General features: G+C 72.5%; 11 protein-coding genes. 3 read left to right on the plus strand and 8 right to left on the minus strand.

Annotated features, from left to right (window positions below; translation table 11 throughout):
• Window positions 1–455: 455 nt before the first annotated feature.
• Genes hisF through hisD form a run of 8 tightly spaced genes read right to left on the minus strand, consistent with a single transcriptional unit; the run spans window position 456 to window position 6,157 of the window.
• A complete protein-coding gene (gene hisF / locus IF89_RS0133205) occupies window positions 456–1,211 on the minus strand; it encodes an imidazole glycerol phosphate synthase subunit HisF (protein WP_030776082.1) in 756 nt (251 codons plus the stop codon).
• On the minus strand, window positions 1,208–1,594 hold the full coding sequence (locus IF89_RS0133210; RefSeq protein WP_030776085.1) for a RidA family protein: 387 nt from the start codon (window positions 1,592–1,594) through the stop codon (window positions 1,208–1,210). Before IF89_RS0133210 ends, hisF begins: the two co-directional genes overlap by 4 nt.
• Window positions 1,591–2,322 carry a bifunctional 1-(5-phosphoribosyl)-5-((5-phosphoribosylamino)methylideneamino)imidazole-4-carboxamide isomerase/phosphoribosylanthranilate isomerase PriA gene (gene priA, locus IF89_RS0133215; protein WP_030776088.1) on the minus strand — a complete coding sequence of 244 codons (732 nt, stop codon included), beginning with the start codon at window positions 2,320–2,322 and terminating at the stop codon, window positions 1,591–1,593. The genes IF89_RS0133210 and priA overlap by 4 nt, the downstream gene beginning before the upstream one ends.
• A complete protein-coding gene (gene hisH / locus IF89_RS0133220) occupies window positions 2,322–2,972 on the minus strand; it encodes an imidazole glycerol phosphate synthase subunit HisH (RefSeq protein ID WP_030776091.1) in 651 nt (216 codons plus the stop codon). The genes priA and hisH overlap by 1 nt, the downstream gene beginning before the upstream one ends.
• Window positions 2,969–3,136: a hypothetical protein gene (locus IF89_RS47210; protein ID WP_030776094.1), complete on the minus strand. Its 168-nt coding sequence runs from the start codon at window positions 3,134–3,136 to the stop codon at window positions 2,969–2,971. Before IF89_RS47210 ends, hisH begins: the two co-directional genes overlap by 4 nt.
• A gap of 2 nt (window positions 3,137–3,138) precedes the next feature.
• Window positions 3,139–3,732 (minus strand): imidazoleglycerol-phosphate dehydratase HisB, encoded by a 594-nt coding sequence (gene hisB / locus IF89_RS0133230; RefSeq protein WP_030028107.1) that lies wholly within the window; start codon window positions 3,730–3,732, stop codon window positions 3,139–3,141.
• Complete coding sequence (locus tag IF89_RS0133235; protein WP_030776097.1) at window positions 3,729–4,838, minus strand: histidinol-phosphate transaminase; 1,110 nt, start codon at window positions 4,836–4,838, stop codon at window positions 3,729–3,731. The genes hisB and IF89_RS0133235 overlap by 4 nt, the downstream gene beginning before the upstream one ends.
• On the minus strand, window positions 4,835–6,157 hold the full coding sequence (hisD, locus tag IF89_RS0133240; RefSeq protein ID WP_030776100.1) for a histidinol dehydrogenase: 1,323 nt from the start codon (window positions 6,155–6,157) through the stop codon (window positions 4,835–4,837). The genes IF89_RS0133235 and hisD overlap by 4 nt, the downstream gene beginning before the upstream one ends.
• A 132-nt stretch (window positions 6,158–6,289) precedes the next feature.
• On the opposite strand from hisD, the gene IF89_RS0133245 reads away from it, so the two are divergent.
• The 3 genes from IF89_RS0133245 to ybaK are packed head-to-tail and all read left to right on the plus strand — an operon-like array spanning window position 6,290 to window position 9,178.
• Window positions 6,290–7,888: a hypothetical protein gene (locus tag IF89_RS0133245; protein WP_030776103.1), complete on the plus strand. Its 1,599-nt coding sequence runs from the start codon at window positions 6,290–6,292 to the stop codon at window positions 7,886–7,888.
• Window positions 7,889–7,922: 34 nt separating this feature from the next.
• Window positions 7,923–8,660: an LON peptidase substrate-binding domain-containing protein gene (locus tag IF89_RS0133250; RefSeq protein WP_030776106.1), complete on the plus strand. Its 738-nt coding sequence runs from the start codon at window positions 7,923–7,925 to the stop codon at window positions 8,658–8,660.
• A gap of 23 nt (window positions 8,661–8,683) precedes the next feature.
• Entirely contained in the window at window positions 8,684–9,178 is a 495-nt protein-coding gene (gene ybaK / locus IF89_RS0133255; RefSeq protein WP_030776109.1) for a Cys-tRNA(Pro) deacylase, read from the plus strand.
• Window positions 9,179–9,300: the final 122 nt, after the last annotated feature.

Raw genomic sequence — 9,300 nt, forward strand, 5'->3', positions numbered from 1 at the left:
GGCGACCACCGAGATCTACACACTGCATATCGTCGGCAGCGTCAGATGTGTATAAGAGACAGCGCTCGTCCTGCGGGGACACCCCCCACCGTCCCCACACCCCCACCCCGGCCGCCCCGCCCGGCGTCCGGGCCGTGGGGTGGGGGCACTCCGGGGGCTCCCCGCAGGCCGAGGCGCAACCACCGAGCACGATCGAGACGTGCAGCACCGCGCCGAGCCGAGGAGAGCCCCCGGAGGGGCACCACCCCACCCAGAACACTCCTGGCCGGGGACACCACCCCCAGCCCCGCCGGCGCTTGAGGCGCGGCCACCGGCCCGCAGCCGGTCCATCCAGCCCCGCCGGCGCTTGAGGCGCGGCCACCGGCCCGCAGCCGGGGAACTGGGGCGGCGCCCGGCCGGGCCGCAGCAGCGACCCCGCAGACCGCGAGGCAACGGCAGGCCGCGCCGGAGGCGGGTCAGCGGATCGGGTGGCCCGCTTCGCGGAGGGCGGACTTCACGTCGGCGATCCGGAGGTCGCCGAAGTGGAACACCGACGCCGCGAGCACCGCATCCGCCCCCGCCCCGATCGCCGGGGCGAAATCGGCGAGGCGGCCCGCGCCGCCCGAGGCGATCACGGGCACCGTGACGTGCTTGCGGACCGCCGCGATCATCTCGACGTCGTAGCCGTCCTTGGTGCCGTCCGCGTCCATGGAGTTGAGCAGGATCTCCCCTGCGCCCAGCTCCGCGGCCCGGTGCGCCCACTCGACCGCGTCGATGCCGGTGCCCTGCCGGCCGCCGTGCGTGGTGACCTCGAAGGAACCGGTGCCCGTGCGCCGGGCGTCGACGGACAGGACGAGGACCTGCCGCCCGAACCGCTCCGCGATCTCCTGGATCAGCTCGGGGCGGGCGATGGCGGCCGTGTTCACGCCCACCTTGTCCGCGCCCGCGCGCAGCAGCTTGTCGACGTCGTCGCCCGTGCGGACGCCGCCGCCCACGGTCAGCGGGATGAAGACCTGCTCGGCGGTGCGGCGCACCACGTCGTAGGTGGTCTCGCGGTTCCCGGAGGACGCGGTGATGTCGAGGAAGGTCAGCTCGTCGGCGCCTTCGGCGTCGTACAGCTTGGCCATCTCCACCGGGTCGCCCGCGTCGCGCAGGTTCTGGAAGTTCACGCCCTTGACGACGCGGCCGTTGTCGACGTCCAGGCAGGGGATCACGCGTACGGCGAGGCTCATGCGGGCACCGCCTTGTACGCCTCGACCTCGACCTCGACGACCATCGACGGGTCGACGAAGCCGGAGACGATGAGCATGGTGGCGGCCGGGCGGACCGCGTCGAAGAGCTCCTTGTGGGCGCGGCCCACCTCGTCCACGTCGCGGGCGTGCGTCAGGTACATACGGGTGCGGACGACGTCCTCGGGCCCGAGGCCGGCCTGGGCCAGCGCCTTGAAGGCGACGCCGAAGGCGGCGACGGCCTGGTCGTACGGGCCGCCCGCGTCGGCGGCGGTGCACCCGGAGACGAGCACGAGCCCGTTCGGGAGCTGCACGGCGCGGGAGTAGGCGATGACGTCCTCGTAGGGGCCGCCGGAGGAGATGCGGCGTACGGCGTCGGAACTCATGCGGAGACCACCTTCAGGGCTTCTTCCAGGGTGAAGGCCTTGGCGTACAGGGCCTTGCCGACGATCGCGCCCTCGACGCCCAGGGGTACCAGCTCGGACAGGGCCCGCAGGTCGTCCAGCGACGAGACGCCGCCGGAGGCGACGACGGGCCGGTCGGTGGCGGCGCAGACGTTGCGCAGCAGCTCCAGGTTGGGGCCGGTGAGCGTGCCGTCCTTGCCGATGTCGGTGACGACGTAGCGGGCGCAGCCCTCCGAGTCGAGGCGGGCGAGGGTCTCGTACAGGTCGCCGCCCTCGCTGGTCCAGCCGCGGCCCTTGAGGGTGGTGCCGCGCACGTCGAGGCCGATGGCGATCCGGTCGCCGTGCTCGGCGATGGCCTTGGCGGCCCATTCGGGGGTCTCCAGGGCGGCGGTGCCGAGGTTGACGCGGGTGCAGCCGGTGGCGAGGGCCGCGGCGAGCGAGGCGTCGTCGCGGATGCCGCCGGACAGCTCGACCTTGATGTCCATGGCGCGGGTGATCTCGGCGACCAGCGTGCGGTTGTCGCCGGTGCCGAAGGCGGCGTCCAGGTCGACGAGGTGGAGCCATTCGGCGCCGGCGGCCTGCCAGGCGAGGGCGGCCTCCAGCGGGGAGCCGTAGGAGGTCTCGCTGCCGGAGACGCCGTGGACGAGGCGGACGGCCTGGCCGTCGCGCACGTCGACCGCGGGGAGGAGTTCGAGCGCGGGTGCGGTCATCAGAGGGTCTCGATCCAGTTGGTGAGGAGCTGGGCGCCGGCGTCGCCGGACTTCTCGGGGTGGAACTGGGTGGCCCACAGGGCCCCGTTCTCCACCGCCGCGACGAAGCGCTCGCCGTGGGTGGACCAGGTGACCTTGGGGGCGCGGATCAGCGGGTTGGTGACTTCCAGGGTCCAGTCGTGGGCCGCGTAGGAGTGCACGAAATAGAACCGGGCGTCGGCGTCGAGCCCGGCGAAGGCCTGGCTGTCGGCTGGGGCCTCGACGGTGTTCCAGCCCATGTGGGGGACGACCGGGGCCTTGAGCGGTCCGACCGTGCCGGGCCACTCGTCGAGGCCTTCGGTCTCCACGCCGTGCTCGATGCCGCGTTCGAAGAGGATCTGCATGCCGACGCAGATGCCCATGACGGGACGGCCGCCGGAGAGGCGGCGGCCGATGATCCAGTCGCCGCGGACGTCCCTCAGGCCCTGCATGCAGGCGGAGAAGGCGCCGACGCCGGGGACGAGGAGTCCGTCGGCGTCCATGGCCTTGTCGTAGTCGCGGGTGATCTCGACGTCGGCGCCGACGCGGGCGAGGGCGCGTTCGGCGGAGCGGATGTTGCCGAAGCCGTAGTCGAGGACGACGACCTTCTTGGTGGGGCGTGCTGTGCTCATTCCCAGATTCCTTGGATCCGCAGGACTCCGGCCGCCAGGCACATCGCGGAGGCGATGGCGAGCAGGACCACGACCGATGTGGGCATCTGCTGCTTCTTGAAGGAGTAGACGCCCCCGGCCAGGAACAGGCCGAGGACGATGAGGATGGTGTTCAGCCCGTTCACTGCTAGAGGGCGCCCTTCGTGGAGGGCAGGATCCCGGCGGCGCGGGGGTCGAACTCGGCGGCGTAGCGCAGGGCCCGGGCGAGCGCCTTGAACTGGCACTCCACGATGTGGTGGGCGTTGCGGCCGTACGGGACGTGGACGTGCAGGGCGATCTGGGCCTGCGCGACGAAGGACTCCAGGATGTGCCGGGTCATCGTGGTGTCGTAGGAGCCGATCATGGGCGCCATGTTCTCGGGCTCGGTGTGCACGAGGTAGGGGCGGCCGGACAGGTCGACGGTCACCTGGGCGAGGGACTCGTCGAGCGGCACGGTGCAGTTGCCGAAGCGGTAGATGCCCACCTTGTCGCCGAGGGCCTGCTTGAAGGCGGCGCCGAGTGCGAGGGCGGTGTCCTCGATGGTGTGGTGGGAGTCGATGTGCAGGTCGCCGTCGGTCTTGACGGTGAGGTCGAAGAGGCCGTGGCGGCCGAGCTGGTCGAGCATGTGGTCGTAGAAGCCCACGCCCGTCGAGACGTCGACCTGTCCGGTTCCGTCGAGGTTTATCTCGACGACGACGGAGGTCTCCTTGGTGGTCCGTTCGACCCGTCCGATGCGGCTCATGCGTGCTGCTCCTTCTTCAGTGCGCGAACCGCTTCCAGGAACGCGTCGTTCTCCGCGGGGGTGCCGGCGGTGACCCGCAGCCGGCCGGGGACGCCGTTGTCCCGGACGAGGACCCCGTGGTCGAGGATCTTCTGCCAGGCGGTGTGCGCGTCCTCGAACGTCCCGAACTGGATGAAGTTCGCGTCGGACTCGGTGACGTCGTAGCCGATGGCCCGCAGTTCGGTGACCAGGCGGTCCCGCTCGGTCTTGAGCTGCTCGACGTAGCCGAGCAGGGTGTCGGTGTGCTCCAGGGCGGCGAGTGCCGAGGCCTGGGTGACGGCGGACAGGTGGTACGGCAGGCGCACCAGCTGCACGGCGTCGACGACGGCGGGGTGCGCGGCCAGGTAGCCCAGGCGCAGGCCGGCCGCGCCGAAGGCCTTGGACATGGTCCGGGAGATCACCATGTGGGGGCGGCCCTCGATGAGGGGCAGCAGCGAGTCCCGGTGGCTGAACTCCACGTAGGCCTCGTCGACGATGACGAGGGAGGGCTTGGCCGCCTGGGCCGCCTCGTAGAGGGCGAGGACGGTCTCCGCCTCGACGGCGGTGCCCGTGGGGTTGTTGGGCGAGGTGATGAAGACGACGTCGGGGGCGTGCTCGGCGATCGCCCGTTCGGCCGCCTCCACGTCGATGCGGAAGTCCTCGCGGCGCGGGCCGGAGATCCATCCCGTGCCGGTGCCGCGGGAGATCAGCGCGTGCATGGAGTACGAGGGCTCGAAGCCCAGCGCGGTGCGGCCGGGTCCGCCGAAGGTCTGCAGCAGCTGCTGGATGACCTCGTTGGAGCCGTTGGCCGCCCATACGTTCTCGCGTGCGACCGGGTGCTTGCCGGTCCGGGTGAGGTAGGCGGCCAGCTCGGTGCGCAGCTCGACCGCGTCCCGGTCCGGGTAGCGGTTGAGGGTGCGGGCGGCCTCGGCGACGCGCTCGGCGATGCGCGCGACGAGTGCGGCGGGCAGCTCGTAGGGGTTCTCGTTGGTGTTCAGCTGGACGGGCACGTCGAGCTGCGGGGCGCCGTACGGGCTCTTGCCGCGCAGTTCGTCCCGGATGGGGAGGTCGTCGATGCCGAGGGTCACTGGTTGGGGACCTTCCATCCGAAGCGTGCCTTGAGGGCGGCGCCGTGGGCGGGCAGGTCCTCGGCCTCGGCGAGGGTGACCACGTGGTGGGCGACCTCGGCGAGGGCGTCGCGGGTGTAGTCGACGATGTGGATGCCGCGCAGGAAGGACTGCACGGACAGGCCCGAGGAGTGGCAGGCGCAGCCGCCGGTGGGCAGGACGTGGTTGGAGCCGGCGCAGTAGTCGCCGAGGGAGACCGGGGCCCATGGGCCGACGAAGATCGCGCCGGCGTTGCGGACGCGGGCGGCCCAGGCTGCGGCGTCCGCGGTCTGGATCTCCAGGTGCTCGGCGCCGTAGGCGTCGACGACCTTGAGGCCGTCCTCCAGGCTGTCGACGAGGACGATCGCGGACTGCTTGCCGGCGAGGGCGGGCTTGATCCGGTCCTCGATGTGCTTGGTCGCGGCGACCTGCGGCTCCAGCTCCCTCTCGACGGCGTCGGCTAGGTCGGCGGAGTCCGTGACGAGGACGGCTGCTGCCAGCGGGTCGTGCTCGGCCTGGCTGATCAGGTCGGCCGCGACGTGCACCGGGTCGGCGGTGGAGTCGGCGAGGACGGCGATCTCGGTGGGGCCGGCCTCGGTGTCGATGCCGATCCGGCCGGTGAAGTAGCGCTTGGCGGCGGCGACCCAGATGTTGCCGGGGCCGGTGACCATGTTGGCGGGGCGGCAGTCCTCGGTGCCGTACGCGAACATCGCGACGGCCTGGGCCCCGCCCACGGCGTAGACCTCCTCCACGCCGAGCAGCGCGCAGGCGGCGAGGATCGTGGGGTGCGGCAGGCCGCCGAACTCCTTCTGCGGCGGGGACGCGAGCGCGACCGACTCGACGCCCGCCTCCTGGGCCGGCACCACGTTCATGACGACGGAGGACGGGTACACCGAGCGGCCGCCCGGGGCGTACAGCCCCACGCGTTCCACGGGAACCCACTTCTCGGTCACGGTGCCGCCGGGGACCACCTGGGTGGTGTGCTCGGCGCGGCGCTGGGCGCGGTGCACGGTCCGGGCACGCCGGATCGACTCCTCCAGGGCGGCGCGGACGGCCGGGTCGAGCTCGTCGAGGGCGGTCTTCAGCGCCTCGACGGGCACCCTGACCTGCTCCAGAACCACTCCGTCGAACTTCTGTGCGTACTCGATCAGCGCCGCCGTGCCACGATGATGGACGTCCTCGCAGATGGGCCGCACCTTCTCCAGTGCGGCTTCCACGTCGAACTCGGCACGGGGCAGCAGGTCGCGCAGGGCGCCGCCCTCGGGGAGGGCGTCACCGCGCAGGTCGATACGAGAGATCACCCCCCAATTCTCTCAGACCGCTTCGTCCCACTGTCCGCCCGTATCACTGGCTGATACACGCCCCGGACGTCACAGGTGCCCGTTAGCGTTCCCGTACACGTACCGAGCGTGCACGAGCGGAGGGGGACCGCGGTGACCGAGGCGAGCCCGGAGGGGTATCCGGCGGATCTCAGCGCCTCCGAGCGCCGTATGTGGGACGCCTACCGCACGGGCAGCGTCTGCGACCTCGGCGCCCGCGCCGCCGGAGCCGACGATCCGCACGGTGACCACGCCTGGGGGGCCGCACGCAGCGTCCGCGCCGGGGTGGTGGCGCTGCTGCTGCTCCACGGGCCGCCGCCAGTGCCGGGCCGGGTGGCGTCCCTGAAGCTGCGCGGAGTACGGATCACGGGGCGGCTGGATCTGTCGGGTGGGACGGTCGCTCCGTACGTGGAGCTCCAGTCCTGCCGCTTCGACGGTGAGATCCAGCTGTCCGAGGCCCGCTTCGGCACGTTGCGCCTGGTCAACTGCGCGATCCCGCGGCTGGAGGCGTCCCGGCTGCAGACGGAGGGGGACCTGCACCTGCCGCGCTGCCGGGTGGCGCGCGGGATCCGGCTGACCGACGCGCAGATCGGCACCGATCTGCTGGTCAGCCAGGCGGTGGTGCAGCGGGACACCAGGGGCCGGGCGATCGCCGCGGACGGGCTGTCGGTGGCTCAGGACTTCCAGGCGGAGCTGCTGGAGACGTACGGGGAGGTGAGCCTGCGCGGCGCGAAGGTCGGCGTGTCGATGAACCTGCGCGGGGCGCGGCTGGTCAATCCCGCCGGGCGGCACGCGCTGAACGCGCCGCAGCTGACCGTGGAGCGCACGCTGTACCTGACCTCGATCGCCATGGACTACGGGCCTGACGGCTCGGGCTCCTCCACTCCCCCGTACGGGCTGGGCCGCACGCCGGCGCGCGGGCAGCGGGCGCGGCCGTTCGAGTGCCGGGGCGGGCTGCGGCTGGACGACGGCCGGTTCGGGGACGCCATCGACTTCTTCGGGGCGCGCTTCCTGCTCACCGACGAGCAGGAGATATCCCTGCGCCGGATCCAGACTCCGGAGTTCCGCTTCGTCGGGGAGCGGCCGGAGCGCGGGCGGGTGGTGGTGTCGGGGGCGAAGGTGGTCAAACTGGTCGACACCTCCACGAGCTGGCCGGGCCCGGGCGGACTGTCCATCGAGGGTTTCGAGTACGAGGACCTCGCACCTCGCGGCCATTTCCCGCTGGCGCGCAGGCTGGCCTGGCTGGAGGCGGCCACCCCCGAGTACTCGCCGGGGCCGTACGAGCGGCTGGCCGCCGTACTGCGGGCCTGCGGCGAGGACGCCGACGCGCGCGAGGTGCTGCTGGCCAAGCAGCGGCGGCGACGGGCCACGCTGCCGCCGGGGCCCAAGGCGTGGGGGTACCTCCAGGACTGGACGGTGGTCTACGGCTACCGGCCGGGCCGCGCCGCGCTGTGGATGGCGGTGCTGTGGGCGGCGGGGGCGCTGCTGTTCTCCCGGCTCGACCCGCCGGCGATCAAAGGGGACGAGCATCCGGAGTGGAGCGCCCCGCTGTACGCGCTGGATCTGCTCCTCCCGGTGATCGACCTCGGCCAGCAGGGGCAGTGGAAACTGCAGGGCGGCTGGCAGTGGGGGGCGGCGGGCCTCGTCATCATGGGCTGGATCCTGGCCACGACGGTGGCTGCGGGGGCCTCCCGGCTGCTGCGTCGGGGGTGACGGGCCGCGTCCGCGGACGATTACCCTGTGCGTCGTGACCACCGTTCGCCTGCCCCTCTTCCCACTGAACTCGGTGCTGTTCCCGGGACTCGTCCTCCCGCTGAACGTCTTCGAGGAGCGTTATCGCGCCATGATGCGCGAGTTGCTGAAGTCGGGTGAGGACGAGCCGCGCCGCTTTGCCGTCGTGGCGATCCGCGACGGCCGCGAGGTCGCCCCGACGGCGCCGGGCCTGCCGGATCCGACGTCGGTGCCCGAGCGGGGCCCTGCCGCGGGCTTCGGCCAGGATCCGATCCAGGCGTTCCACCGGGTGGGCTGTGTCGCGGAGGCGGCGACGATCCGGGAGCGGGAGGACGGCAGCTTCGAGGTCCTCGCGACCGGTACGACCCGGGTCCGGCTGCTGTCGGTGGACTCCTCCGGGCCCTACCTGACGGCCGAGCTGGAGGAGCTTCCGGAGGACACGGGCGACGGCGCCGGCGTCCTCGCGGAGGGCGTACTGCGGGCCTTCCGCAGCTACCAGAAGCGGCTGGCGGGGGCCCGCGAGCGGTCCCTGACGGGTGCGGAGCTCCCCGACGAGCCGTCGGTCGTGTCGTACCTGGTGGCCGCGGCGGCGGTGCTGGACATCCCGGCGAAGCAGCGGCTGCTGCAGGCTCCGGACACGGCGACGCGGCTGGCGGAGGAGCTGAAGCTGCTGCGCACGGAGACGGCGGTGATCCGCCATCTGCCGTCGCTGCCGGCGGTGGAACTGACCCGGGCTCCGACCAGCCCGAACTGACGAGAGCGACCGACGGGGGACCGATGGCGAAGAAGACGAAGCAGGCGGCCGGGACCCCGGCGATCGCGGCGCTGACGGCGGCGGGGGTCGCCTTCACCACGCACGCGTACGAGCACGACCCGGCGCACCCCTCGTACGGCGAGGAGGCGGCCGAGGCGATGGGCGTCTCCCCGACGCAGGTCTTCAAGACGCTGGTGGCGGACGTCGACGGGGTCCTGACGGTGGCGGTGGTGCCGGTGTCCGGGTCGCTGGACCTGAAGGCACTGGCGGCGGCCGTCGGCGGCAAGCGGGCTGCGATGGCGGACCCGGCCCTGGCCGAGCGCACCACCGGTTACGTCCGCGGCGGCATCTCCCCACTGGGGCAGCGCAAGCGGCTGCGCACGGTGATCGACGAGTCCGCGACGGCGCACCCCACGATCTGCTGCTCGGCGGGCCGCCGGGGCCTGGAGATCGAACTCGCCGCCACGGACCTGGCCGCCCTCACGGCCGCCACCCTCGCCCCGATCGCCCGCCCCTGACCGACACCCACCCGGCCCGACCAACCCGGCCCCGCCGACGCTTGAGGCACGGGGCCCGGCGCAGAGCCCCCCACCCCCAGCCCTGTCTCTTATACACATCTGACGCTGCCGACGATATGCAG

It is taken from the genome of Streptomyces sp. NRRL F-2664, assembly GCF_000719345.1.
GTDB lineage: Bacteria > Actinomycetota > Actinomycetes > Streptomycetales > Streptomycetaceae > Streptomyces.